Genomic DNA, 25,624 nt, shown 5'->3' with positions numbered 1-25,624 from the left:
GTCTGATTTTTCACATGTAAATGAATGTTTTAATCAAGACGATTTATCAGAGCGCGGATATTCTATCTTGTTGAAAATCAATTTCTTAACCACAGTCGCCTCCAGTTTGTGTCTTCCCAGCTTCATTTAGACACATTAGGACACTAAATTTGCCGTGAGCTCAAGAGACGTTACTGAGGCGCTATGGGCTTTGGGATGTAAAATCTGGCGCCTTTGTCTCGGCATCTTGCGTTGTCGGCGGTGGCAGCTGTTCTTGAGCAGATCTATATACGCCCATGGCAATGTTTGAATTTTTTACCAGACCCACACGGGCAGGCCTCGTTCCGGCCAGGATTGCCCCAGGTGGCGCGATCATTTTCGTTGAAAGCACCGGGTTCTGACGGGGTGTCATCCACTGATTGCGCCGCAGCTGCAATGGCCGCTTGTTGCCGGGCCATTTCTTCCATAATCGCCTTTTGCTCTTCGGCCGTGCGCATACGCACATGTGCCAAAAGCTGGGTCACCCGCTCGCGCAATCCATCGAGCAAATTCTGAAACAATTGGAAGGCTTCAGATTTATACTCATTGAGCGGATCACGTTGCGCATAGCTGCGAAACCCAACCACAGAGCGCAGATGCTCCAGAGTCAGCAAATGCTCGCGCCATTTGCTATCAATGGTTTCTAGCAAAATTTGCTTTTCAATCATCCGCATATTTTCAGGTCCAAACTCGACCGCCTTGCGGGCCATGAAATCATCACTAAGATCTTCGAGCTTTTCGCGGATCGTGTCATCATCGACACCCTCTTCCGCCGCCCAGTCCACCACCGGCGCATCAAGCCCTAAGTTCTCTGCAAGGGCTGCTTGTAGGCCCTCCACATCCCATTGATCGGCGTAGGATTTCGGCGGCATAAATTGCGTCACCAAGTCATCAATCACCTGATGGCGCATATCCTGTGTGATTTCTGCCAAATCATCGGCTTCCATGATCTCGCGACGTTGGCCGAAAATCACTTTCCGCTGATCATTCATCACATCATCGAATTTCAAAAGCTGTTTGCGGATGTCAAAGTTGCGACCTTCCACTTTGGCCTGCGCGCGTTCTAGGGATTTATTGACCCAAGGGTGCACAATCGCCTCGCCCTCTTTCATGCCCAAAGTGTTGAGCACTTTTTCCAAACGCTCCGAGCCGAAAATCCGCATCAAATCATCATCCAAAGACAGGAAAAAGGAGCTGCGACCAGGATCCCCTTGCCGGCCAGATCGACCACGCAATTGGTTATCAATGCGGCGCGACTCGTGCCGTTCGGTGGCCAAAACATAAAGCCCGCCAGCATCTTTGACCGCCTGCTCATCGCTGGCGTGCTCTTCTTCGATCCGGCTGCGAATATCATCTGGGTTCGCCTCAGGGTCCGCCGCAATGGCCTCCATAATGGAGAACTCAACATTGCCGCCCAATTTGATGTCCGTACCCCGCCCGGCCATATTGGTCGCAATCGTCACTGCACCCAGCTTACCTGCATCGGCAACGATTTTGGCCTCTTGCTCATGCTGGCGCGCGTTCAAAACATTGTGCGTGATGCCAGCAGCGGTCAACAATTCTGACAGAAACTCTGACTTCTCAATTGAGGTTGTGCCGACCAAAACAGGTTGCTTTTTCTCATGAGCCACTTTGATGGCGTCAACGACAGCGTTGTATTTTTCACCGGCGGTCCGATAAACTTGATCATCCTCATCCACACGCGCAACCACGCGATTGGTGGGCACTTCCACAACACCCAAGCCATAAATTTCATGAAATTCATCAGCTTCGGTCAAGGCTGTGCCCGTCATGCCGCCCAATTTATCGTATAGGCGGAAATAATTTTGAAAGGTGACCGAAGCCAAAGTGACATTTTCGGCCTGAATGGTGCAGCCTTCCTTAGCTTCAATGGCCTGATGCAACCCATCAGAGAGGCGCCGACCAGCCATCATCCGGCCCGTAAATTCGTCGATCAACACCACTTCGCCATCCCGCACGATATAGTCTTTATCCCGGGTGAAGAGCTTATGCGCCCGCAGACCTTGGTTGACGTGGTGCACAATGGTCGTGCTTTCTGGATCATAGAGCGATTGACCCTCCGGCAGAATGCCCTTGCCACTCAGCACCTCTTCCAACCATTCGTTGCCTTCATCGGTGAAGGTCACATTTTTGGTCTTTTCATCTAACGTATAATGGGCCTCCAGAACATCTGGGATCAGCTGATCAATGGTCTTGTACAGCTCCGAGCGATCTTGCGATGGGCCAGAAATAATCAGCGGGGTGCGCGCCTCATCAATCAAAATGGAATCCACCTCATCCACAATGGCGAAATTGTGGAATCGTTGATGCATTTGGCTCAACTCGGCCTTCATATTGTCGCGCAAATAATCAAACCCAAGCTCGTTATTCGTCGCATATGTGACATCACAGGCATAGGCTGCGGCTTTTTCATCATCGGGTTGCTGAGGGTAAACCACCCCAGTGGTCAGGCCCAAAGCCCCATAGACTTTCGACATCCAATCCGCATCGCGCCGCGCCAAATAGTCATTGACTGTTACAATATGCACACCCTTGCCGGTCAAAGCATTAAGATAGGCCGGAAAGGTCGCCACCAAGGTTTTACCCTCACCGGTTTTCATTTCTGCGATATTGCCTTCATGCAAGAATATGCCACCCATCAGCTGCACATCAAAGGCACGCAGGCCCAAGGCGCGCTTGGCGGCCTCGCGACAATTGGCAAAAGCCTCTGGCAGAAGGCTGTTTAAATCCTCACCAGATGTGGCGCGATCTCGCAGTTCAGCCGTCTTGGCCACCAGGCCCTCATCGCTCAGAGCTTCAAACTCAGGTTCAAGCGCGTTGATTTTCTCGATCAACGGCCGGGTCGCTTTGACCTTGCGATCATTTGGTGTGCCAAAAACTTTTTTAGCAAGTGTTCCTAGACCCAGCATATTCGCTCCGCATGGTTATTCAAATCAAATGAGGGATTTGCTTGCCCACCGCGCCACCGCAGCTTATGAAAAGCCAAAGGCATGTGCAGAGTTGAGCCGGCCCCCTCCGGGCCACCCAAACGATGTATGGGTCCCGCATTACAGTGTCAACGGCGCGGGCCAGTCCGTGCGCATCAAAGGATAAAACAATGGCAAAATCATCCACAATCTTCCGCAACATAGCCTTCACTTTGTTCTTATCCACACCCTTGGCCGCTCAAGAAGCTAATTTGACCACCGTGGTTGCCACCGTAAACGGCACAGAACTGACGCTCGCCCATGTGCTTGACATCAAACGGCAGCTTCCAGAGCAGTATAGAAACCTTGAAGACAGCGTATTGTTCAATGGAATAATCGAACAATTGGTTCAGCAACAACTCTTGGCCAGCTCCGTAGAAACCCCGCCAAGCTGGCTGCCCACAGCGATGGAAAATCAAGAGCGCAACCTGCTGTCTACAACTGTCATTGAGGACATTCGCGCAGGCGCGCTCAGTGACGCGGCGCTGCAATCTGCCTATGAGGCCAAATTCCCTGCCGGTGGCGGCGAAGCAGAATATCAAGCCTCACATATTTTGCTCGAAACCGAGGACAAAGCACGTGAGCTTTTGAAGCTTTTGGATGAGGGCGCAGATTTTGCAACGCTCGCCCAGGAACATTCAACTGGCCCCTCCGGCCCGCGCGGTGGTGATTTGGGCTGGTTTGGTAAGGGTCAAATGGTGAAACCCTTTGAAGATGCAGTTCTCAACATGGAGCCAGACACCTATACCGGCCCAGTGCAAACCCAATTTGGCTATCATCTCATCTTGTTGAGAGACCGCAGGGTAATGGCACCCCCCAGCTTTGAAGAGGTTCGGGGCGAGCTGGAAGTTGAGCTGCAAAATGCCGCTGTCGAAGCACATTTGCGCGCCTTAATGGATGAGGCGGATGTCACCCTGCTGAGCGATAGCATTGATCCATCCGTGCTATCAACCTTGGATCAATAACATCATGACACAGATATCCCCTCTGGCCCCCGCAAATTTTCCAAATCTGCCCGCCATTGACGGGGTGCGCTTCGCCACGGCAGCCGCTGGGGTGAAATACCCCGGACGGACCGACGTCATGCTGGCCGCCATTGCGCCAGGAGCGGCCATCGCAGGCGTCTTCACCCGCTCCGCGACCCGCGCGGCCAGTGTCTTGGATTGTCAGGATAAAATTGGCGGTGATATGTCAAAAGGTGCGGCAATACTTGTCAATTCCGGCAATGCAAACGCCTTCACAGGCGCTGCGGGAAAGGCCTCGGTTGGCCGTATCTGTGCCGCTGTCGACGCCCGGCTCAATATTCCCGCTGAAGCGGTTTTCACCTCCTCAACCGGGGTGATTGGTGAGGTCTTACCAGATCAAAGAATCACAGATTGCCTCGACCAACTGACAGCCTCCCTAAACCCCGCGGCGCAGGAAGAGGCCGCACGGGCCATCATGACGACCGACACCTTTCCCAAAGGTGCGTCAAAGATACTGGAAATAGATGGACAGCCCGTGACCATCAGCGGCTTTGCCAAAGGATCCGGCATGATCGCCCCGGATATGGCGACTATGTTGGTCTATATCTTCACAGATGCAAAAATTTCACAGCCAGATCTGCAAGCCCTGCTCGGGGATTTGACCGATCAAACCTTCAATTGCATCACCGTCGACAGCGACACCTCAACCTCTGACGCGCTCATCTGTGCTGCAACAGGAGCCTCAGGTGTAGATGTAACGGACAGCCGTGAGTTCGCAGAGGCGTTGAAGGAGGTCATGCTTGACCTGTCCCATCAAGTGGTCAAAGACGGCGAAGGCGCAACAAAATTTGTCACGGTTGAAGTGACCGGTGCCAAAAATGATGCCGACGCTCGCAAAGTGGCGATGTCTATCGCCAACTCTCCCTTGGTCAAAACGGCGATTGCTGGTGAAGATCCCAACTGGGGTCGCATTGTCATGGCCGTTGGAAAATCCGGCGCCGAGGCAGATCGCGACCGGCTTTCCATTTGGTTTGGACCGCATCTGGTGGCCGAAAATGGCTGGGTTGCCCCAAGCTATACAGAGGAAGCGGGCGCGAGCTATATGCAGCAAGCTGAGTTGATTATTCGCACAGATCTCGGTGTCGGCACGGCGCAAACCACGGTTTGGACATGTGATTTGACGCATGGCTATATTGAAATTAACGCGGATTACCGCTCGTGAAAACGATCCTGGTCTCTGCAGTTGCCCTTATCGATCCAGATGGTCGTGTGCTTTTGGCACAACGTCCCGAAGGAAAATCCATGGCCGGCCTTTGGGAATTTCCCGGCGGCAAGGTCGAAGCGGGAGAAACCCCAGAGGCCGCCTTAATTCGCGAATTAGAAGAAGAATTGGGCATTAACACTTGGCAAAGCTGCCTTGCCCCGCTGACATTTGCCAGCCATGCCTATGAAGATTTTCACCTTTTAATGCCGCTCTTCGCCTGCCGGAAGTGGCAAGGTCTTCCGCAACCTCAGGAAGGGCAGTCCATAAAATGGGTTCGAAAACAGGACCTTAGATCTTATCCCATGCCTGCCGCAGATCTACCTTTGATTCCCATCCTATACGATTGGCTCTAATTCTATCCATAGTCTTAGTAACTCTTACATAATTTCAATGTAACTTGTCCCCAATAGGTTTGGGAAAAAGTGCAATGGATCAAAAAGACAGCGCCAACAATCAATCAATCGTGAAAACGATTATGATGGGATCGCGGATTTTAGCTCAGGGGATTTACAAAGGCGAAGCCGCCAAAGGGGCAATCCAAATCAAGATCGGGCAAAAACTCTTTGTGGGTCAACCGGTTTCATAGAAGGCAAAGAAAAATGGCGCCCGATCGGAGCGCCATTTTTTATCTTTAAAAATTAAGTCAGCTTGCGTTCGACTTCTTCGCGCTCAAAAATTTCGATCACATCATTTGGTCTGATATCATCATAATTTTCAAAGGCCATGCCACATTCTTGGCCCGATTGCACCTCAGGCACCTCGTCTTTGAAGCGCTTCAGTGTTTTCAGTGTGCCTTCATGAATAACAACGTTATCGCGCAGCAAGCGTACCCCAGCGGAGCGCCGAGCCACGCCTTCGGTCACCAAGCAACCAGCCACTTTGCCAACGCCCGACACTTTGAACACTTCTTTGATATTGGCGTAACCAATGAATGTTTCGCGAATTTCGGCGCTCAATAGACCAGAGGCCGCCGCTTTCACATCATCAACCAAATCATAAATCACTGAATAATAGCGAATCTCAACGCCTTTTTGGTTGGCTGTGTTCCGCGCGGAGGTATTTGCCCGCACGTTAAAGCCAAACACCGGCGCCCCAGAGGCTTCGGCCAATCCGATATCTGTTTCTGTGATCGCACCGACACCAGAGTGCAAAACCCGCACCCGAACTTCGTCATTGCCGATTTTCGCCATGGCCTGCACGATCGCTTCCGCAGAGCCCTGAACGTCGGCTTTCAAAAGAATTGGCAGCTCGCTGATATCTTCATTGGCCTTCGCATTGGCCATGAGCTGTTCCAAAGTTGTCGCGGCACCTAGGGCGGCGCGTTTATCTTTGGCCGCTTGCGCACGATATTCTGCAATTTCGCGCGCCTGGGCTTCGGTTTCCACCACATTTAGAACATCGCCCGCTTCCGGTGTGCCGTTCAGGCCCAGAACTTCAACAGGCGTTGACGGCCCAGCGGTCTTAATCCGTTCCCCGGAGTCGCTGATCAAGGCGCGCACTTTGCCCCATTGTTCCCCAACCACGAAAATATCGCCAAGTTTCAGCGTCCCGTTTTGCACCAAAACAGTGGCCACAGGTCCACGCCCGACATCCAACTGCGCTTCAATGACAGCGCCGGAGGCTGCACGGTTTGGATTGGCTTTCAGCTCCAAAATTTCAGACTGCAAAGCAATCGCTTCCAGCAATTGATCCAAGCCTTGGCCCGTTGTCGCAGAGACTTCTACGTCTTGGACCTCACCGGACATTTGCTCCACGATCACCTCATGTTGCAACAAATCGGTCCGCACTTTTTGCGGATCAGCTGCAGGGCGGTCAATTTTGTTGATGGCCACAATCATCGGCACATTGGCCGCCTTTGCGTGGGCAATCGCCTCAATTGTTTGTGGCATCACCGCATCATCTGCAGCAACAACCAAGATAACAATATCTGTGACCTGCGCACCGCGTGAGCGCATCGAGGTAAAGGCCGCGTGGCCCGGGGTGTCGAGGAAGGTCAAAAGATCGCCATTCTGCTCAACCTGATAGGCGCCGATATGCTGGGTAATGCCGCCGGCTTCACCGGAGACCACCCGCGCATTACGGATCGCATCCAAAAGCGAGGTTTTCCCGTGATCAACATGGCCCATAACCGTGATGATTGGCGCACGAGGCTTAAGATCTTCAGGACTATCAACCACTTGGTCAATCACATCCTCAACATCCGCATCAGAAACGCGCACAATTTTGTGACCAAACTCTTCCACGATCAACTCAGCTGTATCTTGGTCGATGGTTTGGTTCTGTGTCACCATCATGCCCATTTGCATCAAAGATTTCACAACATCAGAGACCCGCTCAGCCATACGATTGGCCAGCTCTTGCACCATGATCGCGTCCGGCACTTGCACGTCGCGGATAATCTTTTCACGCTCAACAGTCCCGCCCATCGCTTTTTGACGGGCGCGCTCTTGCTTGCGCTTCATCGACGCCATTGAGCGATGCCGCCCATCATTTCCAGCGCTGGCCTGATTAACAGTCAGCTTGCCAGAGCGACGGTTGTCTTCCCGGCCTTTGTTGCGGCTTGGACGCGCAGGTTCCTCACGGCGCACAGGCTCAGCAACTTTGTTACGCACAACGCCGGTTTTGGCAGCCCGCTCTTCGGGTGTCGGTGGCGGTGCGGCTGCAAGCAGCGCTGCGGCCTCCGCTTCGCGCTTCTTTTGCTCTTCAGCAGCGACTTTTGCCTGCGTCCGCTCTTCGCGTTCGCGCAGTTCGCGCTCTTTTGTTTCCTGTTCTTCGCGGCGACGGTTGCGTTCAGCCTCCCGCTCGAGATCTTCTTGCGCGCGCCGTGCTGCGTCTTCTGTCTCGCGCGCTTTTGCGGCTTGAACAGCTTTTAAACGACGCTCCATTTCCGCGTCAGAAATTCCGGCCGGCCGGCGTGCAGGATCGCCGCCCCGCACAGCTCCAGGAGCGGCAGGTTTCGCGGCACCGGGCTTGGGTACGACAACGCGTTTACGCTTGGTTTCCACCACAACATTCTTGGTCCGGCCGTGGCTGAAACTTTGTTTCACATTTCCCGAACGTGACCCGCCCATCAAACCCAGTGTTTTTTTTCCGTCGTCGCTCATAAAGCTCTATTGTCCTTTTCAGAGGGCCATTGCCCTATGCCACCTTTGTGGCTTCTCGTAATCCGCGCAGTCTTGCGGCCTCATGTACTACACGTTCGCTAAGTTTGCCACCGGAGAGTGCGCAGTGTATCGCATGCCCGCGCCCAAATGCCAAACCCAATTCCTGCGCCGTTAAACACCCAAAAAATCGTCCACCCTCTGGGGTCCATAGTTTGTCTTTACCACGGGCGGATCCATCGCTGGCTTGCAGCAAGACTTTGGCCCGGCCCTCGGCCAACCACCCTTTGACCTTCTCAAAGCCTGTTACAGCTTTGCCGGCTTTGCGGGCAATTGATACAAGGTCAACCACCCGGCGCGCCAGCTGCCGGTCAATCTGAGCAATCAGATCGTCCGGCACGCTCACCTGCGTTTTCGCACCACGGGCAAAAACTTTGCGCTTTACCGCGTCTTCCAAAATATGCAGGTCAGCAGTGACATAATACCCCCTACCGGGCAATTTTTCCAGTATATCCGGCACGACCACCCCATCAGGGCTGGTCACAAAGCGGATTAACCCCGCTTTTGGACCAGACTCCTGGCTGACCAAGCATTTACGCTCGGTCAGATTTTCCGCAATGTGGGCGCCGCTGTGGCTCATTTAGCTCACCTGTTCCGCATCATCTTCTGAGACTTCCGCCTCTTCATCGAGCAATTCTTCAGGGTCCACCCACCCCAGCATGATCCGAGCCGTCATCACCATGTTTTGCGCTTCTGCCAAATCCACGTCGAATTTTTCAAGCACGCCGTCATCTTTGACCCGCTCACCCTCCACAGTGGTCCAACCACCGGCCAATTCCCAATCGGCACAAGTGGCGAAATCTTCCAAGGTTTTCACGCCATCATCAGCCAAAGCTTCAATCATCTGTGGCGTTAAGCCTTCGAAATTCACCAGGCTATCTTCGACACCCAACTCACGAGCGCGGGCCATTGCACGGGTGTTTTCGGCTTCAATCACATCACGCGCACGTGCTTGCAGCTCACCTGCCGTGGCTTCATCCACCCCGTCGATGACCAAAAGCTCATCAAGCTCCACATAGGCCACCTCTTCAAGGCTGGTAAATCCTTCAGACACCAAGAGCTGTGCAAAGAATTCGTCTAGATCCAAGCTGTCGATAAAGAGCTTGGTGCGCACTTCAAATTCGGCCTGACGACGTTTGGATTCTTCTTCCTCTGTCATGATGTCGATGTCGAGGCTGGTCAGCTGGCTCGCCAAACGTACGTTTTGACCGCGACGTCCAATGGCCAGGCTAAGCTGCTCATCTGGTACAACAACAACAATCTTGCCGGCTTCTTCATCCAGAACCACCTTGGTCACTTCCGCAGGTTGCAAAGCGTTCACCAAGAAAGTTGGTTGATCTTCATTCCAGGGGATAATGTCGATTTTTTCGCCTTGAAGCTCATTCACAACCGCTTGCACCCGGCTGCCGCGCATCCCAACGCAGGCACCAACAGGATCAATGGAGCCGTCATAAGAGATCACGGCGATCTTCGCGCGCGATCCAGGATCACGAGCCACGGCTTTGATCTCAATGATGCCATCATAGATTTCTGGCACTTCCATTTTGAACAATTCCGCCATGAATTCTGGCGCCGTCCGCGACAGGAAGATCTGCGGGCCGCGTTGCTCACGGCGCACTTCCTTGATGTAGACGCGAATACGGTCGTTGGGGCGATAGCTTTCACGGCCAATTTTTTCATTGCGGCGCAACACAGCTTCACCGCGGCCAATATCGACAATGACATTGCCATATTCTTCGCGCTTCACCAGACCATTGATAATCGTGCCAGCACGGTCCTTGAATTCTTCATATTGACGATCCCGCTCGGCTTCGCGGACTTTTTGCAAAATGACCTGCTTGGCAGATTGCGCGGCGATGCGGCCCATTTCAACCGGAGGAACCTCTTCAATATACTGCTGACCCACTTCTGGGTTCTCCATATATTGCTTGGCTTGCTCAACGGTGAATTCCGCTTGGTAATTTTCCAGCAACTCTTCTTCCACAACAGTGCGCACGCGGGTGAAAGTCGCTCGGCCAGTTTTCCGGTCAATAGAAACTCGGATATCCATTTCTGCGCCATAGCGAGACTTTGCCGCCCGCGCTAAGGATTCTTCCATCGCCTCAATCACCAGACCGGGATCAATCATTTTTTCACGAGCAACAGCTTCGGCGGTTTGTAGCAACTCAAGCTGGTTTGCAGATGTAATGGCCATTAGTCTTCCTCTCCATCAACGATGGTTTGCACTTCATCATATTGTGTTTCATCAATTTGACCCGCGTCTTTGCGACCTTTGAGAACCGCGCGTATCAAATCATCCGTCAAGATCAGCTTGGCATCTGCCAGCCAGTCAAATTTGAGACCAATCGTCCCCTCTTCGATGGTGATCAAAACCTCATCTCCATCCGTGCCTGCCAAGTCTCCCTTGAAGCGGCGGCGGCCGTCGATCAGCTGTTCGGTTTCAATCTTGGCCACATAGCCAATCCATTGGTCAAAATCTTTCAATCGAGTCAAAGGTCGATCGATTCCAGGGCTTGAAACTTCAAGCGTGTAGGCTTCAATAATCGGATCTTCCACATCCATCAAAGCGGAAACCGCTGTGCTGATCTCAGCACAGCCATCCACCTCCATCGTGCCATCAGGCTTTTGTGCCATGATTTGCAGCGTCGGGGTGTTGCCGCTCATCAAACGCAAACGCACCACCTCATAGCCCAAACCCTCAATCATCGGGTTCAGGATCTTGAGCAGTCGCTGGTCCATTGCAGCCTTGGCAATCAGATCTGTCATAGGCACCTTTCAGGCACAAAAAAACGGGCGCGCGGCCCGTGATATTTTCCGGTGGAATTTCGGGGGTGGAAGCCGAAACGCCGCTATTAAGTACCTATTACAGAGTTTGCCCAGCGGTTTCAATCCCAGAACGGCGATTCTTTCAAAAGGTTATTGAACAGGGCAGGCCGTGGAAGTGGTGCAAACGAGACAACCGGCTTAAGACCCCTGCATAACCCAGCCGCCAAGCCAACACACTTTGCCCGGTGGCAACACCGGGCTGCGCCTGCCTGCCCCCCGGCAGGCGCATTCACCATCTCAATATACGGGTATGTATGGTTATTGCTCCAGTGTTCCGGTGATTTCACCACCGGATTTATGCGCCCGCCCAGGCCGGCGCTGCCCTCATTTCATGTTAAAATGGCGTTATTCAGAGGTCTTAAGTTGGCAATCACAGATGACACAAAAAGGCCCCGGAAAATCCGAGGCCTTTGATCTTTAAAACCCAAAGGTCTTACGCAAACCACCAGCGCTCAGTCAAACGGCTCGAGTCCATTTGCCAAATGTTGCCGATGTCTGGACCGTGGGCCAGTTTTGTGGAGGCCGCATCCACCGTGTTTGCAAACATTGGAATGATCGTTCCACCTTCTTGCGACAGGAGCATTTGCATTTCAGCATATTGCGCCCGGCGCTTATTGCTATCCAGCTCCGCACGGGCTGTCAGCAACAGCTCTTGGAAACGGGCGTTCTCCCAATGGGTATCGTTCCAAGGCACACCGCTCTCATAGGCCGTTGAGAACATCCAGTCTTCCGTTGCCCGGCCAGACCAGTAGCAAGCGCACCAACCCTTTTTGAGCCAAACGTTGGACCAATAGCCATCTGCTGGTTCTTGCACCACGTTAATATTAATCCCGGCACTTTTAGCAGAGGCTTGATACAGTTGCGAGGCATCAACCGCCCCGTTGAAGGCCGCGTCTGAGGCGGAAAGATCTACATTCAGCTCTGTTAATCCAGCCGCCTTCATATGGAATTTCGCCTTATCCGCATCAAATTCAATCTGCGGAATATCGGTGGCAAGGTATTGGTTTGCCGGGCCGATCGGGTGATCGTTGCCAACCATGCCGTGACCTTGCAGGATTTTATCGACCATTTCCTGACGGTTCAGGCCATATTTCAAAGCCTTACGCACATTGACATCGTCGAACGGTGCCTGGTTTGTCAACATTGGGAATGTGTAGTGCATGTTGCCAGTCACTTCAAAAATCTCAACATTTGGATTGGCCCGCAGCAATGGCTCGGTCTTAAAGTCAACGCGGTTCACCGCATCCACCTGACCCGTCATCAAGGCGTTCATCCGCGCAGAGGAATCATTGATCGCGATACATTCAATCTCATCAAACCAACCGGCGCGGCCGTCTTTATAGTGGCTGTCCACACGGGTGAGCACGCAGCGCACGCCTGGATCAAAGCTAACAACTTTGTAAAGCCCTGTGCCAATGCCTTTGGCAATGGCTTCGTCGATCATTCCGGCGGGATACATCAAGATGTGATAGTCAGACAGCAGGAATGGGAAATCAGCGTTACCCGCTGCCAAAGTGAACTGGATCTGGTGATCGTTCATCTTTTTCATGGTGGTGATGGCAGCCACGATGGGTTGCGCTGCAGATTTCGCACCTTCCTCAGTGTGCATATTCAAAGATGCGATAACATCATCCGCACCAAAGGATTTGCCGTTGTGGAACGTCACACCTTTGCGCAGGTTAAACGTCCATGTTTTGGCATCCGAACTGGCTTCCCAGCTTTCAGCCAATTCGCCCACGAGCTCACCGGCGGCCGTGACCTCTGTCAGGCAGTCAAACACGGTCCCATGCCCCATGTGGATCATGAATTGATCCGAATGCGTCCGGCCGTCGAAGCTGTCAGATGTGTTCGCACCATTCAAGCCCATGCGCAGCTTGCCACCGCGTTTTGCGGCAGATTTCGCTGGCAGACCCGTCGCGGCGATCACACCGGCGGCGGCCCCTGTTTTTAAAAGTCCACGTCTACTGAATTGAGACATTCATTTTCTCCCTGGTTACTTTCATTTTTGGCGGGTCGCCCCGCGCCCCCTATTTAGCAGGGGGGGGTGATTCTATCCTACATCTTCCCAACCGCTGCGTCACCGATGTTATCCACTCCACGCCCATTTAATAGGTTTGTAAGCCAATCTGGGTCCATTTCAGGCACAGATGAGAGCAATAGGTCAGTATAGGGGTGGTGTGGTGGTTGGAACATCTCGGCTTTTGGCCCCTGCTCAACCACCCTGCCATCTTTCATAACCACAACTTCATCACTGATCGCACGCACGGTCGCGAGGTCATGGGTGATGAACATATAAGACAGGCCCAAGTCGTCTTGCAGCTGCGCAAGAAGCTTCAAAATTCCCTCCGCCACAAGTTGATCTAGCGCTGAGGTCACCTCATCACAGATAATAAACTGCGGTTCGGCGGCCAAAGCACGGGCAATGCCAATGCGCTGCTTTTGCCCGCCAGAGAGTTCACTGGGCAGGCGGTCAATATATTGTTCCGGCTCCAGCTCAATCTGCGCCAAGAGCTCCTCAACCCGTTTGCGTTTTGCAGAGCCGGTGAGGCCAGAATAAAACTGCACCGGCCGGCCGATAATATCACCAATCGAGCTGCGCGGATTGAGCGCTGTATCGGCCATTTGGTAAATCATTTGCACCTGACGCAATTGATCCTTGCTGCGCTTGCGATAATCCAACGGCAAGGCTTCGCAGTTAAACTCAATATGCCCCTGACTGGGCGGTAATAGCCCGGTGATACAACGGGCTGTCGTCGATTTTCCAGATCCAGATTCGCCCACAACCGCCACCGTGCGGCCCGCATGGATATCAAAGGCGACATCAAATAAAACAGGGGATTTCCCATAAGCCGCTGAGACGTTTTTCAAAGACACAATCGGCGTTACCCCAGTTGAAACCGCCGGTTTTGCAGGTCTTTGGAACGACCGCACGGCCCAAAGGGACTTGGTATAATCTTCGCGCGGCGCCGAGAGCATGGCGCGGGTCTCCGCCTCTTCCACCTCATCACCGCGCAGCAATACTTTAATCCGATCCGCCATTTGGGCCACGACTGCAAGGTCATGGGTAATGTAAATGGCGGCCGTATCAAACTGCTCCACAATGTCGCGAATGGCGGCCAGAACTTCGATCTGAGTGGTCACATCCAGCGCCGTGGTGGGTTCATCAAAGATGATCAAATCAGGCCGGCACGACATAGCCATCGCGGTCATCGCCCGCTGCAACTGCCCACCGGACACTTGGTGCGGATAGCGAAAGCCAATGCGATCGGGATCTGGCAGGCGTAGACGGCGGTAAAGCTCTATACCATCCAACTCGCTTTCAGCCTTGGGCCGCAGCCTGTGTTGCGTCGGCGCTTCGGTATGTTGGTCAATCAAACGATGCGCCGGGTTGAAGCTGGCCGCAGCAGATTGCGCCACATAGGCAATTCTCTTGCCCAGCATGTTGCGCTTCACCGCAGCAGAGGCGGTCACCAAATCCACCCCGTCGAAATCCACAGTTCCGCCGGAAATGCGGCAGCCGTCGCGGGTAAATCCCATGGCAGCCAGACCGACCGTCGATTTTCCAGCGCCCGATTCACCGATCAATCCGAGAACTTCACCCTTTTTCAGATCAAGATCTATCCCGTTCACAATTGGGTTCCAAACCTCATCGGATTTGCCTTCGATTTTCAACCCGCGTATTTTGAGGAGCTGCTGTGTCATGACCTTAATCCTTCAAGCCCGAAGATTTGTGCAGCATCCAATCCACCACGAAATTCACCGCCACAGTGAGCAAAGCAATTGCTCCAGCCGCCAAGAGGGGTGCGGTGGCGACATTTGGCGCAAAAGCAGCAAAATTTATGAATTGCGACAGATCTTTGACCATTGTTCCCCAATCCGCGAGGGGCGGTTGAATGCCCACACCCAAGAAGGACAGTGACGCAATCGTGAGAAACACAAAACAAAACCGCAAGCCGAATTCAGCCAAAAGCGGCGCTGTGGCGTTGGGCAGTATCTCTTTGAAAATGAGATATCCCATACCCTCTCCGCGCAGCTTGGCCGCTTCGATATAGTCCATCACGACAATATTTTGCCCCACCGCGCGCGCCAAACGATAGACCCGCGTGCTGTCAATCATCGCAATGATCAAGATCATAAAGATGGTGCGATCAATCCCAAGCTGGTTGGACCAAACGCTCGCGATTGTCATCAAAAGCAGGGCAAAAATAAGCGCAGGGATGGCCATCAAAACATCAATCGTGCGCGATAGGATTTGATCCAACCATCCTCCAACAATTGCAGCCAGAAATCCAAGCGAGCCGCCTACGAAAAACGCCAGGCATGTGGTGGCAAAAGCAATGCCCACAGTGTTTTGCGCGCCATAGATCAGACGGCTATAAATATCACGGCCGATTTGATCCGTCCCAAGCGGAAAATTTGGATCGCCCCCCATCATCGGGTTGCCCCCTGGCACAATATTGGCGTTGGCAAAAATCTCTTCCTGCCCATAGGGCGCAATCGATCCAGCAAAAATAGATACAAGCGCGTAAATCAAAATGACCAAAACACCAAAAGCAGCCGTCAGCGGCATGGCGCGAAACAATTTTCGTGTCCCAGAGGTTCCAACGGTCCGGCCAAACAGGCGGAACAAATAGGCCGCAATCGCAAAGCCAATAAAGCCCTGCACCGCCCAGCGGAAGAAAATCACCCCAGCAGCAGGCACGCCGTTGACCTCAACAGGTCGGAAGTAATAGCTCACGGCTCCAATCAACACCAACAGACCGGCAACATAGCCAAAGGCCACCGCAAAGGGCATGTCCCGGAAGAAGGGTTTATTGCCGGTGATTTTTTGACCGGCAAAACGAAACACCCAGGCGACAACCGCCGCCGCAATCAGGAGAAAAATCAGATTCATCAACCAACTCATTTCGGGTGCCTCAATCTTGGGTTGGAGAGAATGGATAGAATATCCGCCATCAAATTCAGCAAAATATAGGCGGCAGCAAAGATGAGGCAACAGGCCTGCACCACCGGAATATCGCGAATTTTCACGCTATCGACAAACAGCTGTCCGATACCAGGATATACAAACACCACCTCAACCACCACAACACCGGTGATGAGATAGGCGAGGTTGAGCGCAATCACATTGATAATCGGGGCCAAAGCATTTGGCAGCGCATGGCGCACAATCACGCGCATGGGGCTGACGCCTTTGAGGCGGGCCATTTCAATATAGGGACTGGCCAAAAGGTTGATAATCGCCGCGCGGGTCATCCGCATCATATGGGCTGTCACCACTAAGGTCAGGGTCAAGGCCGGAAGCATGGTTCGGTTGAGTTTTTCGCCCAATGCCATGCCCTCATAGACATTCGACAGCGACGGAAAGATCGGGTTGAGCACCGCTAGGACCAAAATCAGAATGTAGGCGAGGAAAAATTCCGGACTAGAAATAGACGACAGAGTCGTAATATTCACAGCCCGATCAAAAATAGAGTTGCGATAAAGCGCCGCCAGAACACCCAATGTGATCGAAATTGGCACCGCGAACATCGCGGTGACGCCAGCCAGAAACATTGTCGCTTTAAACCGCGGGGCGATTTGCTCCACCACGCCCACCAATTGATCCCCGCCCATATTTGACGCAAAATTCATCTGCGCAAAGCTGATCCCCAAATTACCGGTCACAACATTGCCCAGCCAAGAGAAATATCTCATAAAATAGTTTTGGTCCAAGCCCAAGTCAGCGCGGATTTGCGCCACGGCCTCATCTGTTGCGCCCTGCCCTAGAATCGCCTGGGCAAAATCACCCGGCAAGGCATTCACAGCAACAAAAATAACCATCGAAACGATCAGTAGTGTTATTACACCCAGTGCCAAACGCTGAAGAATGATCTGAAAGATCGGCCCCACCAGACATCTCCTAATTCAATTAATTGTTTCTGCGAGGTTAACGCCTGAAGGTCATATGTAAAGCCTCTTCTCAGAGCTTCCCGCTAAGGGCGCAGAGCATCCATGATTTTCACCAATTGCGCGCTAATGGGCGCATCAGACAATGCGTGTCCAGCCTTGCCCACCATTTGCAATCTTGCTTTTGGCCATGCCTTCGCCAATTGCCAGGCGGTTTGTGGCGGGCAAATCATGTCATAGCGACCTTGCACAATGTCGCCAGGGATCTCAGCCAGGCGGTCCATATTGTTCAACACCGCCTGATCCGCACTCAAAAACAACTGGTTTGAAAAATAGTGGTTTTCAAGCCGCGCGAAGGCGCGGGCATATTGCGATGGGGATTCTCCAGAGATTCCCGTTGAGTCAATCGACGCCAAGGCATTCTCCCAACCTGCCCAAGCACGAGCGTAGCGGGTCTCTTGCATCAAATCACCACTGAACAGACGAGCGCCATAGGCCGCGATCAGATCATCTTGCTCCTGCTCGGGGATTAAGTCGGCAAATCGCGCCCAGGCTTCTGGCCAAAACCGCCCAGCGCCACCTCCATAAAACCAATCTAGCTCAGATTTCTGGCCCAGAAACACGCCACGCAATATTAAATGCCGCACGGAAGAGCCTTTGGCTTGCGCATAAATCAAAGCCAAGGTCGCGCCCCAACTGCCGCCAAAGACCATCCAGCGCTCAATGCCCAAAGCCTCCCGAATTTTCTCAATATCTGACACCAGGTGCCAAGTGGTGTTATGCGCCACCTCCGCATGAGGCCGGGACCGCCCGCAGCCGCGCTGATCGAAAAGAATAACCCGGTAAACTGCGGGATCAAAATATCGGCGCATCGACGGGCTGCACCCGCCACCGGGACCGCCATGCAAAACGACCACAGGCACACCATCGGGCTTGCCGCATTGCTCCACATATATGTGATGCCCATCGCCCACACTCAAAATTCGTTGATCGAAAGGCTCAATCGACGGATAAAGAAGTTGCACTGCGCGTTTTTGACCTGCGACTTTGTCCATAACTGTCCTATATAAAGCAAAGGCCGGGTGCTGCCCTGCCTGATAAGTTAAATCCATATGGAGATGGGAATGCAAGGCAACCAATCGACCGTCGATCCCGCAGAAGTCGCAAAATTTGAAGCGATGGCCGCGGAGTGGTGGGATTTAGAAGGCAAATTCAAACCCTTGCACATGCTCAATCCTTGCCGCTTGGATTACATCACCCAGCAAATTTCCATGGAGTTTGACCGCGATTTGTCCGCAGATCTTCCATTTAAGGGCTTGCGGATCTTGGACATTGGTTGTGGCGGTGGGTTGCTCTGTGAACCTATGGCCCGTCTTGGCGCAACCGTTGTGGGTGCAGATGCAGCCGCAGGCAATATCCCCGTGGCAAAATTGCACGCAGAACAATCAGGCCTCAAGATTGATTACCGCCACATCACCGCCGAAGCCTTGGCCGAAGCCAATGAGCAATTTGACGTGGTGTTAAACATGGAGGTGGTCGAACATGTGGCCAGCCCACCGGCCTATCTCTTCGCCTGCCAACAGCTTTTGCGCCCGGGCGGCCTGCATATTTGCTCCACGCTGAACCGCAACCCCAAGAGCTTTCTCTTCGCCATCATCGGAGCAGAATGGGTCATGCGGTGGTTGCCCAAGGGTACCCATGACTGGAATAAATTTATCACCCCAGATGAACTCTTCGGCCTACTGGAGGAAGCTGGGCTCAAACCCGTAGACCGCAAAGGTTTTGTCTTTAATAAAGTGGCTTGGAGCTGGTCCATCTCAGCGCAGGATCTCAGCGTCAACTATGTCACCGCAAGCACCAAGCCCACCTAGACATCACTGGATAAGCTCAAACGCAGCTCGCGCAAAATGGGTAGAATGCCCTTGATATTATCCTCCCCCGAAACGCCTGTTGCGGCGGTCAAAATTGGCGCAATCTGAGCAAAGGCGTGATCACGCGCCGCGCGACCAGAGGGGCTGATCACGACCTGTTTGCGCCGAGCGTCATCCCAATCGGGCCGAATATGAACATAGCCGGCCCATTCCAACTTATTGAGCGTATTGGTCATCGCGCCGCGCGTCAGATTAAAGGTTTTTGCCAATTGCGCCGGGGTGCGCTCGCCACCCACATGCGCCAAATGGTTGAGCACCGAAAAATGCGACAGCTCCATACCTTTCGGCAAGCCCTTTGAAATTCGACTGCGCAACAATTGCTCCAAAGCCAGAATTTCCGAAAACAAGCTGACAGATAGAGTTTCAATCGATTTTGTCATGACTTAGATACCGTTTCAAAGCAAATGGGCGATCATGCTGCAAGGATGCCACACGCGCACGCGCCCTGTCCACGTCATCTAGGTCTAGTGTCGCAAAATGCAATCCAATGTCCGGCCCTGCGTCCAAAATTACCTCACCCCAAGGCCCGACAATCAAACTATGCCCGAATGTTTTGCGCCCAGATCCTTGATGCACACCCGTTTGCGCCGCAGCAATCACAAAACACCCAGTCTCAATCGCCCGCGCCCGCAGCAATACATGCCAATGCGCCTCCCCCGTCGGCCGGGCAAAGGCAGATGGCACCGCCAACACCTGGGCCCCATCCTGCGCCAGGGCACGATGCAATGCTGCAAACCGCAGATCATAGCAAATGCTGAGCCCCAACTCAGCCCAAGGCGTCTGCACAACCGCCGCCTCTGTGCCGGGGCGATATCCCTTGGACTCGTGATACCGCTCTGTATCAGACAGGGTGACGTCAAACATATGAATTTTATCATAAAATGCGACAATTTCCCCCTTTGCATTGATCATAACAGAGCGATTGGCAAAGCGGCCGTCATCGCCCTCGGTTTTGACCGTCACCGAGCCAAGCGCAACCCAAAGCCCCAAGCGCCGCGCCCGTTCACAGATGGCCCCAATAAAACTGTTCCCCTCATAGGGCTCCAGCACCTGCAATTGATATGCACGGTGCAGCGAGACGCAATTTGTCACCTCCGGTAGGAACAAAATATCCTGCCCAGCCGATTGATCCATAAGGTTCAAGACGGTTGCAAGATTCTCAGCTGGCTGATCGCTGGAAGTTATTTGCGCAATTGCAACTTTCACGGCACCAACATCGGGGCCAATTTGCCAGACCGATCCAGAGCATAAAGCTCATCACAACCGCCAATATGCACGTCATCTATAAAAATCTGCGGGACCGTATGCCGACCATTGGCCCGCGTTTGCATTTCAGAGCGGCGCTCCGGGCTACGCGAAAGATCCACTTCGACAAAGGTCGCGCCTTTAGCATCCAAGAGCCGTTTGGCGGCGTGGCAATATCCGCAAAGCGGTGAGGTATATAGTTCGATAATCGCCATTCACTAAACTCCATTGGCTCCGTTGCCATTACAGCACTTCAGGTTCACACCGAATTCATCACAGGCCTATCGCGCGCTGGACGCCCTGGGGGCTGTGGTGATGCCTATAAGTCATCGGTCATTGACTGGTCTGTAAATGATCCAGACGCTGTATAGCAATTTTTTTCTCTCTTCACCACGCGCACCATGCCGCGGGGCTATGGAGCATAGATCACGACGGTTTTGCAGCGCGGGCCAATGCAATGACAGAAACAGTTTTCGCACCAGCGTCCAAACACACCCGCGCAGCTTCCGAAAAAGTCGCCCCAGATGTAAAAACATCGTCCACCAAAACCACCGCACGACCAGCCACACATCCTTCTCACGCCGGGTTTATCGCCATAGAAGCATGCAGCAATTTCCGGCGTTCCTCAGCAGTGTGATCCTTAAGCTCCGGCGTACGGCGGCATTTCTTCAACCCATCCAAACAGCACTCAAGTCCCGCCATCTGCGCCATCTTCTGCGCAATGAGCGCAGATTGATTAAACCGCCGGCGCCACTGCCGTTGCCAATGCAAAGGAATTGGAATGAGCACAGGGGAGGGTGGAAAAATATCCGCGCCCCGGCGCAACATCCAATGGGCAAAGGGCGCGATGAGATCATGCCGATCGTGGCGCTTCAGGGCCAAAATCATACTGCGGGCTTTGGCATTATACGAAAACACCGCGCGCCCACTGGTCCAGGGACGCGGGTTGTTTAAGCAGTCGTCACAAAGAATATTTGCATCATCGTGATCCCCTAACATTTGCCCGCCACATTTCGGACAGGCACAGCCCGCAATAAAATGCGCCTCGCGCCAACATTCTGGGCAAAGATGCAGATGATTTTGCACCAAGACCCGACAACCGGGACATTGATGAGGATAAATCGCTTGCAACACACCTTGCAAACCGCACGGCTCCCTTCTACCTCAGAGCAATGACAGCGCCTGCACTCTTCGATCCGATAACTCAAGCCGAAGCACGCGCGCGTGCCTGCGCTTCAGGCATGTTTTTGCAAGAGCTGGCCTGCACTGAAATTCTAGAAAGACTGAAAGCGGTTAACAGGCAGTTTAAATCCGTCGCCATCGTCACCGGTTTTCCACAGGTTTGGTCGGGTGCCTTTCCCAACGCAAAACTGGTGCGCGATGAGGATCTGCTGGAATTGAGCCCCGGGCAGCATGATCTCGTCGTCCACGCAATGGCGCTGCATCATTGCAATGACCCCATAGGCCAAGTGGTGCAATGCGGCCGCGCGCTGCAAGCCGATGGGCTGTTTATGGGGGTATGTTTCGGAGGTCAGACCCTCACAGAACTGCGCAGTGCCCTATCAACGGCAGAAGCGGATTTGCGCGGCGGTCTGTCACCGCGGGTCACCCCTATGGCGGAAATTCGAGAGCTTGGCTCCCTCTTGCAGCGGGCCGGCCTCGCCTTGCCCGTGGCAGATTCGCTAAAAATACCGGCGGCCTATAGCGATATTTATCACCTCATGCGCGATTTGCGCGACATGGGTGAAACCAATATCATGACGGCGCGTCCAAAAACCTTCACCCCCAAATCACTATTTGACCGGGCCCAAGAGATCTTTGCCACAGAATTCCCAGCAGATGACAGCCGCATTACTTGCACCTTCGATTTGGTTTTCCTTTCAGGTTGGGCGCCGCATGCGAGCCAACCCAAAGCATTAAAGCCCGGATCCGTGACGAAATCGCTCCAACAAGCGTTAGAAGAGGCAAAAAGCTCCTTGGGCAATTGACGAGACCCATTTTCCAGTTATTTGCAAGGGAACAGATTCAGGAGCACGCCGTGACAGATCAAGACACCACCTATTTGCCCTTATCCGCTGCACCAGCAGATCACCCAAAGGTGAAGGCACCAAAGATTGGGGTTTTGCTGTCCAATCTGGGCACACCGGACAATTATGATTATTGGTCGATGCGCCGGTATCTGGGTGAATTTTTATCGGATCGGCGGGTGATTGATTATAGCCCCTGGCTTTGGCAACCTTTGCTCCAGCTCATCATCTTAACAAAACGACCATTTTCTTCCGGCGCGGCTTATAAGTCGATTTGGAACATGGAAGCCAATGAAAGCCCTTTGGCCACCATTACAAAAGCACAAACCGAAGCTGTGCGCACAGAAATCTCGAAACGCTATGACGGCGGTGTTATGGTTGAGTATTGTATGCGCTACGGCAACCCGTCCACCCAGTCCGTTGTGCAAAAGATGGTGGATGCCGGCTGCCAGAAAATTCTGTTCTTTCCACTCTATCCGCAATTCGCCGGGGCCACCTCCGCCACAGCCAATGATGAGTTTTTCCGAAGCTTGATCAAACAAACTTGGCAACCTGCCGCACGGACTGTTAGCCCATATTTTGATCGTCCAGATTATATCAACGCGCTGGCGACCTCGATTGAGAGAGCCTATGAAACCGCCGAGCTGCGCCCAGAGGTTTTGGTGTGTTCCTATCATGGAGTGCCAAAACGCTATTTGATGCAGGGTGATCCCTACCATTGCCAGTGCCAAAAAACCACGCGCCTATTGAAAGAGCGTTTGGGTTGGGATGACACAGAAATCGTAACCACCTTCCAATCGAAATTCGGTCCAGAGGAATGGTTGCAACCCTATACGGTCGAAGAAGTGGCCCGTATGGCCGAGAAGGGCCAGAAAAATATTGCGGTCTGCGCCCCGGCTTTTTCAGCCGACTGTATCGAAACGCTGGAAGAAATTAACGAAGAGATCAAAGAAAGCTTTGAGCACGCCGGCGGCGAACATTTCACATATATCCCCTGCTTGAATGACAGCAAGGAACATATTGAAACCTTGAGCAATGTGATTTCAGAAAATCTGCAAGGCTGGATTTAATCAAAAAAGGGCCACTGAAACAGCGGCCCTTTTTTAAATTGATACTTGCAAGCAAGTGATTATTTAGTTGCCAATGCCACGATTGCGATCAACGCCAGTGGGATCAACAGCGAACTTGCAGAACCAGCTGCTTCGTCCATTGTGGACGCAACAACAGGTGCTTCCATGACCGGTTCGCTCATACCGCCTGCGAAAGCGGTCGTTGTCGCTGCTGCAAAGACAGTCGCCAAAATTAGTTTTTTCATTTTATTCTCCATTCGTTTTGGTTCTCACGCATCATGTGCTGAACCGAAAAGTTAACCCATCCAGATGACGCTCCGGATAAAGCAAATTAAATTTGTTTTTGCAAATGCGGATTCGGCGTATCTTCGCCCAAACCCGCGACACTCGTCAAATTAGCAACACCTGTGTGCCAACCTTGGTGAGTTCATATAATTCGGCAATTTGCTCGTTGTAAAGTCCGATGCAGCCATTCGAGGATCTGCGGCCAATCTTTCGCGTGTCATGGGTGCCGTGAATACGGTAATAGGTCCAAGAAAGATATAGCGCGTGGCTTCCCAATGGATTGTCCGGCCCTGGCCCTACGAATTCAGGCCATTCCGGGTTGCGTTTGCGCATCTCTGGGGTTGGTCGCCAGGATGGGCCCACAACTTTGCGCACAACTTTCGTCCGGCCTTTGCGTGTTAAATCGGCGGTCATCGGAACAGATGTTGGGTATAACTTGTAGATCGACTCGTCTTCAGACCAGTAATGCAGCGCGCGCGAGTCAATGTCGGACAAAATCGCCCCATTCTTAAGCGTGTCAAAATAGGGGCGCCAATCCAACATTCTAAAACTGCTGATATTGCGCAGAGCCGTCTCGCTGGACTCTGTTTCTGCCTCCACAGCATCAAACACGCCTGTCTCCTGCGACAGGGCAAGCGTCCCCGACAAGGATGCCGCCCCCGTCAAAAATGCCCGTCTTGGCAAATGGTTTTCTGCTCTGCCCATGGTATTCACTCCACATATGTTGAGGATGCTTACAAAGAAAATCGACAACACACAAATCAAACACGCCTGATGTACAGCATTTGTCTTAATATTGGGTTTGATTGGCAACGCTTTGCCGCTATGTACGCTGCACAGAATTGAGGGTTCAAGATGATTTATCGGGTCGTTCTAGCGTTTGGCTTGCTCCTATTGATGGGATGCACACAAAATACCGGCTCCAACCTAGAGCCGGGAGATCGCCCGTTGCGTCCAGTATATGTCATCAAAGCATCTGACGGCGCGCGCATTCAATACAGCATCTTAGATGGCATAAACAGCCTTCGGCGCGCAGCTGGCCTGCAAACATTGATCTTTAATGCCAAGCTCAACGCCGCAGCCGCCACGCATGCGCGCGATATGTCGGTGCAAAACCGCGCCTGGCATTTCGGCTCTGACGGATCTTCTCCGCTCGACCGTATGGAACGCGTCGGATATGAGGGCACGCTTCTTGGAGAAAATATTTCCGAGACCTTTGAGTCAGAGCTTGAAACCCTCGCGGCCTGGATGGAGACCCCAGCCACGCGCACAATCATCCTCGCCCCAGAGGCGCAAGAAATGGGTTTCAGCTGGTATCAAGAACCGGGCGGCAAAATTTGGTGGACTTTGGTCACCGGCATCGAGGCGCAACAGTAAGACCGCTAAAGCCCCCCGAACAGGCTCTAGGGGTAAATCCAAATCGGCGTGCCGATGTCAACCATCGCATAAATCTCTTCAATTTCACGATTGCTCACCGCAATACAGCCCCAGGTCCAATCTTTGAAAAAGAAGCGATAGGGCCGGGGCGTTCCATGTATGAAAATGTCACCTCCCGGACTTCGCGTCCCAGCGGCCCGTCGATCCGCCGCATTGGGGTATGATATGCCGACAGATAGGTGAAATTGGCTGTTGGGGTTTTTGCGATCAATGAAATACTGCCCCTCTGGGGTTTTGCCATCGCCTTCAAATTTCTTATGTCCAATGGGTGCGAAACCCAATTTAAAGTCGTATTCTTTGATAACCGTGTTACCTTGAAACAAGTACATGCGGCGTTCAGCCTTGTATAAAACCAAGGCTGTTGCTTTCGGAAGATCGGTCCGCAAAATAGGCTTGGGATCGGAACAAGCGGCCAAGACCAAAGCGATGCAAAACATCGCGACGATATTAAAAACTCTCATTGTCCTCACCCTAAGTCACCTAGCCCATCTCTACCTCAGGATGATTAAAATACAACTC

At 52.8% G+C, this 25,624-nt stretch carries 26 protein-coding genes; 8 read left to right on the top strand and 18 right to left on the bottom strand.

Annotation, left to right across the window (positions count from 1 at the left end; all coding sequences use genetic code 11):
- Nucleotides 1-263: 263 nt before the first annotated feature.
- The gene (gene secA, locus RCA23_RS15780) at nucleotides 264-2,948 is read right to left on the bottom strand and encodes a preprotein translocase subunit SecA (protein ID WP_044051120.1); all 2,685 of its coding nucleotides are present in this window, start codon (nucleotides 2,946-2,948) and stop codon (nucleotides 264-266) included.
- A 188-nt stretch (nucleotides 2,949-3,136) separates the two neighbouring features.
- Between secA and RCA23_RS15770 the strand changes: the two genes are divergently transcribed.
- From RCA23_RS15770 to RCA23_RS16610, 4 genes are all read left to right on the top strand, one after another.
- A complete protein-coding gene (locus RCA23_RS15770) occupies nucleotides 3,137-3,970 on the top strand; it encodes a peptidylprolyl isomerase (RefSeq protein ID WP_044051118.1) in 834 nt (277 codons plus the stop codon).
- Between the two features lie 4 nt (nucleotides 3,971-3,974).
- Complete coding sequence (argJ, locus tag RCA23_RS15765; RefSeq protein WP_044051117.1) at nucleotides 3,975-5,192, top strand: bifunctional glutamate N-acetyltransferase/amino-acid acetyltransferase ArgJ; 1,218 nt, start codon at nucleotides 3,975-3,977, stop codon at nucleotides 5,190-5,192.
- Complete coding sequence (gene mutT, locus RCA23_RS15760; protein ID WP_044051116.1) at nucleotides 5,189-5,587, top strand: 8-oxo-dGTP diphosphatase MutT; 399 nt, start codon at nucleotides 5,189-5,191, stop codon at nucleotides 5,585-5,587. Before argJ ends, mutT begins: the two co-directional genes overlap by 4 nt.
- Before the next feature lie 74 nt (nucleotides 5,588-5,661).
- Nucleotides 5,662-5,820 carry a hypothetical protein gene (locus tag RCA23_RS16610; RefSeq protein WP_169701437.1) on the top strand — a complete coding sequence of 53 codons (159 nt, stop codon included), beginning with the start codon at nucleotides 5,662-5,664 and terminating at the stop codon, nucleotides 5,818-5,820.
- Between the two features lie 52 nt (nucleotides 5,821-5,872).
- Here the strand turns inward: RCA23_RS16610 and infB are convergent, their stop codons facing one another.
- The 9 genes from infB to pip form a co-directional block, all read right to left on the bottom strand.
- Nucleotides 5,873-8,338 (bottom strand): translation initiation factor IF-2, encoded by a 2,466-nt coding sequence (gene infB, locus RCA23_RS15755; protein WP_044051115.1) that lies wholly within the window; start codon nucleotides 8,336-8,338, stop codon nucleotides 5,873-5,875.
- Between the two features lie 34 nt (nucleotides 8,339-8,372).
- Nucleotides 8,373-8,975 (bottom strand): RNA-binding protein, encoded by a 603-nt coding sequence (locus RCA23_RS15750; RefSeq protein WP_044051114.1) that lies wholly within the window; start codon nucleotides 8,973-8,975, stop codon nucleotides 8,373-8,375.
- Nucleotides 8,976-10,589, bottom strand: a complete 1,614-nt coding sequence (gene nusA, locus RCA23_RS15745; RefSeq protein WP_044051113.1) for a transcription termination factor NusA — start codon at nucleotides 10,587-10,589, stop codon at nucleotides 8,976-8,978.
- The gene (gene rimP, locus RCA23_RS15740) at nucleotides 10,589-11,161 is read right to left on the bottom strand and encodes a ribosome maturation factor RimP (RefSeq protein WP_044051112.1); all 573 of its coding nucleotides are present in this window, start codon (nucleotides 11,159-11,161) and stop codon (nucleotides 10,589-10,591) included. Before rimP ends, nusA begins: the two co-directional genes overlap by 1 nt.
- 493 nt (nucleotides 11,162-11,654) lie before the next feature.
- Complete coding sequence (locus RCA23_RS15735; RefSeq protein WP_044051111.1) at nucleotides 11,655-13,199, bottom strand: ABC transporter substrate-binding protein; 1,545 nt, start codon at nucleotides 13,197-13,199, stop codon at nucleotides 11,655-11,657.
- A 77-nt stretch (nucleotides 13,200-13,276) separates the two neighbouring features.
- Nucleotides 13,277-14,923 (bottom strand): ABC transporter ATP-binding protein, encoded by a 1,647-nt coding sequence (locus RCA23_RS15730; protein WP_044051110.1) that lies wholly within the window; start codon nucleotides 14,921-14,923, stop codon nucleotides 13,277-13,279.
- Between the two features lie 4 nt (nucleotides 14,924-14,927).
- Nucleotides 14,928-16,115 (bottom strand): ABC transporter permease, encoded by a 1,188-nt coding sequence (locus RCA23_RS15725; RefSeq protein ID WP_044051667.1) that lies wholly within the window; start codon nucleotides 16,113-16,115, stop codon nucleotides 14,928-14,930.
- 8 nt (nucleotides 16,116-16,123) lie between these two features.
- A complete protein-coding gene (locus RCA23_RS15720; protein ID WP_044051109.1) occupies nucleotides 16,124-17,113 on the bottom strand; it encodes an ABC transporter permease in 990 nt (329 codons plus the stop codon).
- A gap of 83 nt (nucleotides 17,114-17,196) precedes the next feature.
- Nucleotides 17,197-18,165 carry a prolyl aminopeptidase gene (gene pip, locus RCA23_RS15715; RefSeq protein ID WP_044051108.1) on the bottom strand — a complete coding sequence of 323 codons (969 nt, stop codon included), beginning with the start codon at nucleotides 18,163-18,165 and terminating at the stop codon, nucleotides 17,197-17,199.
- A 69-nt stretch (nucleotides 18,166-18,234) separates the two neighbouring features.
- Between pip and ubiG the strand changes: the two genes are divergently transcribed.
- Nucleotides 18,235-18,981: a bifunctional 2-polyprenyl-6-hydroxyphenol methylase/3-demethylubiquinol 3-O-methyltransferase UbiG gene (gene ubiG / locus RCA23_RS15710; RefSeq protein ID WP_044051107.1), complete on the top strand. Its 747-nt coding sequence runs from the start codon at nucleotides 18,235-18,237 to the stop codon at nucleotides 18,979-18,981.
- On the opposite strand, the gene RCA23_RS15705 is transcribed toward ubiG, so the two are convergent.
- From RCA23_RS15705 to RCA23_RS15690, 5 genes are all read right to left on the bottom strand, one after another.
- Nucleotides 18,978-19,421, bottom strand: coding sequence for a MarR family winged helix-turn-helix transcriptional regulator (locus RCA23_RS15705; protein ID WP_044051106.1), 444 nt, complete (start codon nucleotides 19,419-19,421; stop codon nucleotides 18,978-18,980). The two genes, ubiG and RCA23_RS15705, sit on opposite strands and share 4 nt — an antisense overlap.
- Nucleotides 19,405-20,247 (bottom strand): carbon-nitrogen hydrolase family protein, encoded by an 843-nt coding sequence (locus tag RCA23_RS15700; protein ID WP_044051105.1) that lies wholly within the window; start codon nucleotides 20,245-20,247, stop codon nucleotides 19,405-19,407. Before RCA23_RS15700 ends, RCA23_RS15705 begins: the two co-directional genes overlap by 17 nt.
- Complete coding sequence (gene grxC / locus RCA23_RS15695; protein WP_044051104.1) at nucleotides 20,244-20,501, bottom strand: glutaredoxin 3; 258 nt, start codon at nucleotides 20,499-20,501, stop codon at nucleotides 20,244-20,246. Before grxC ends, RCA23_RS15700 begins: the two co-directional genes overlap by 4 nt.
- A gap of 211 nt (nucleotides 20,502-20,712) precedes the next feature.
- Entirely contained in the window at nucleotides 20,713-20,853 is a 141-nt protein-coding gene (locus RCA23_RS16605) for a hypothetical protein (RefSeq protein WP_169701436.1), read from the bottom strand.
- Between the two features lie 9 nt (nucleotides 20,854-20,862).
- Nucleotides 20,863-21,420: a ComF family protein gene (locus RCA23_RS15690; protein WP_268870333.1), complete on the bottom strand. Its 558-nt coding sequence runs from the start codon at nucleotides 21,418-21,420 to the stop codon at nucleotides 20,863-20,865.
- Nucleotides 21,421-21,458: 38 nt separating this feature from the next.
- Here RCA23_RS15690 and RCA23_RS15685 point away from each other — a divergent pair, with 38 nt between their 5' ends.
- Both RCA23_RS15685 and hemH read left to right on the top strand, forming a co-directional pair.
- Nucleotides 21,459-22,274 carry a methyltransferase domain-containing protein gene (locus tag RCA23_RS15685; RefSeq protein WP_052377234.1) on the top strand — a complete coding sequence of 272 codons (816 nt, stop codon included), beginning with the start codon at nucleotides 21,459-21,461 and terminating at the stop codon, nucleotides 22,272-22,274.
- 50 nt (nucleotides 22,275-22,324) lie between these two features.
- Complete coding sequence (gene hemH, locus RCA23_RS15680) at nucleotides 22,325-23,383, top strand: ferrochelatase (protein ID WP_236631374.1); 1,059 nt, start codon at nucleotides 22,325-22,327, stop codon at nucleotides 23,381-23,383.
- A gap of 59 nt (nucleotides 23,384-23,442) precedes the next feature.
- Here hemH and RCA23_RS15675 read toward each other — a convergent pair whose 3' ends face one another.
- On the bottom strand, nucleotides 23,443-23,628 hold the full coding sequence (locus RCA23_RS15675; RefSeq protein ID WP_044051103.1) for a hypothetical protein: 186 nt from the start codon (nucleotides 23,626-23,628) through the stop codon (nucleotides 23,443-23,445).
- Nucleotides 23,629-23,773: 145 nt separating this feature from the next.
- Entirely contained in the window at nucleotides 23,774-24,373 is a 600-nt protein-coding gene (locus RCA23_RS15670; RefSeq protein WP_044051102.1) for a L,D-transpeptidase, read from the bottom strand.
- 150 nt (nucleotides 24,374-24,523) lie between these two features.
- Between RCA23_RS15670 and dalA the strand changes: the two genes are divergently transcribed.
- Nucleotides 24,524-25,045, top strand: a complete 522-nt coding sequence (dalA, locus tag RCA23_RS15665) for a divisome-associated lipoprotein DalA (protein WP_044051101.1) — start codon at nucleotides 24,524-24,526, stop codon at nucleotides 25,043-25,045.
- A 26-nt stretch (nucleotides 25,046-25,071) separates the two neighbouring features.
- Here the strand turns inward: dalA and RCA23_RS15660 are convergent, their stop codons facing one another.
- Nucleotides 25,072-25,566, bottom strand: coding sequence for a L,D-transpeptidase family protein (locus tag RCA23_RS15660; RefSeq protein ID WP_044051100.1), 495 nt, complete (start codon nucleotides 25,564-25,566; stop codon nucleotides 25,072-25,074).
- Nucleotides 25,567-25,624 lie beyond the last annotated feature (58 nt).

Source organism: Planktomarina temperata RCA23, from assembly GCF_000738435.1.
GTDB lineage: Bacteria > Pseudomonadota > Alphaproteobacteria > Rhodobacterales > Rhodobacteraceae > Planktomarina > Planktomarina temperata.
The sequence above is the reverse complement of the archived record's forward strand: the minus strand, read 5'-3'. Positions and strand labels throughout refer to the sequence as shown.

Coding starts and splice junctions, on each gene's coding strand:
- secA (WP_044051120.1), bottom strand. CDS start 2,948: ATGCTGGGTCTAGGAACACTTGCTAAAAAAGTTTTTGGCACACCAAAT.
- RCA23_RS15770 (WP_044051118.1), top strand. CDS start 3,137: ATGGCAAAATCATCCACAATCTTCCGCAACATAGCCTTCACTTTGTTC.
- argJ (WP_044051117.1), top strand. CDS start 3,975: ATGACACAGATATCCCCTCTGGCCCCCGCAAATTTTCCAAATCTGCCC.
- RCA23_RS16610 (WP_169701437.1), top strand. CDS start 5,662: ATGGATCAAAAAGACAGCGCCAACAATCAATCAATCGTGAAAACGATT.
- infB (WP_044051115.1), bottom strand. CDS start 8,338: ATGAGCGACGACGGAAAAAAAACACTGGGTTTGATGGGCGGGTCACGT.
- RCA23_RS15750 (WP_044051114.1), bottom strand. CDS start 8,975: ATGAGCCACAGCGGCGCCCACATTGCGGAAAATCTGACCGAGCGTAAA.
- nusA (WP_044051113.1), bottom strand. CDS start 10,589: ATGGCCATTACATCTGCAAACCAGCTTGAGTTGCTACAAACCGCCGAA.
- rimP (WP_044051112.1), bottom strand. CDS start 11,161: ATGACAGATCTGATTGCCAAGGCTGCAATGGACCAGCGACTGCTCAAG.
- RCA23_RS15735 (WP_044051111.1), bottom strand. CDS start 13,199: ATGTCTCAATTCAGTAGACGTGGACTTTTAAAAACAGGGGCCGCCGCC.
- RCA23_RS15730 (WP_044051110.1), bottom strand. CDS start 14,923: ATGACACAGCAGCTCCTCAAAATACGCGGGTTGAAAATCGAAGGCAAA.
- RCA23_RS15725 (WP_044051667.1), bottom strand. CDS start 16,115: ATGAATCTGATTTTTCTCCTGATTGCGGCGGCGGTTGTCGCCTGGGTG.
- pip (WP_044051108.1), bottom strand. CDS start 18,165: ATGGACAAAGTCGCAGGTCAAAAACGCGCAGTGCAACTTCTTTATCCG.
- ubiG (WP_044051107.1), top strand. CDS start 18,235: ATGCAAGGCAACCAATCGACCGTCGATCCCGCAGAAGTCGCAAAATTT.
- RCA23_RS15705 (WP_044051106.1), bottom strand. CDS start 19,421: ATGACAAAATCGATTGAAACTCTATCTGTCAGCTTGTTTTCGGAAATT.
- grxC (WP_044051104.1), bottom strand. CDS start 20,501: ATGGCGATTATCGAACTATATACCTCACCGCTTTGCGGATATTGCCAC.
- RCA23_RS15685 (WP_052377234.1), top strand. CDS start 21,459: ATGACAGCGCCTGCACTCTTCGATCCGATAACTCAAGCCGAAGCACGC.
- RCA23_RS15675 (WP_044051103.1), bottom strand. CDS start 23,628: ATGAAAAAACTAATTTTGGCGACTGTCTTTGCAGCAGCGACAACGACC.
- RCA23_RS15670 (WP_044051102.1), bottom strand. CDS start 24,373: ATGGGCAGAGCAGAAAACCATTTGCCAAGACGGGCATTTTTGACGGGG.
- dalA (WP_044051101.1), top strand. CDS start 24,524: ATGATTTATCGGGTCGTTCTAGCGTTTGGCTTGCTCCTATTGATGGGA.
- RCA23_RS15660 (WP_044051100.1), bottom strand. CDS start 25,566: ATGAGAGTTTTTAATATCGTCGCGATGTTTTGCATCGCTTTGGTCTTG.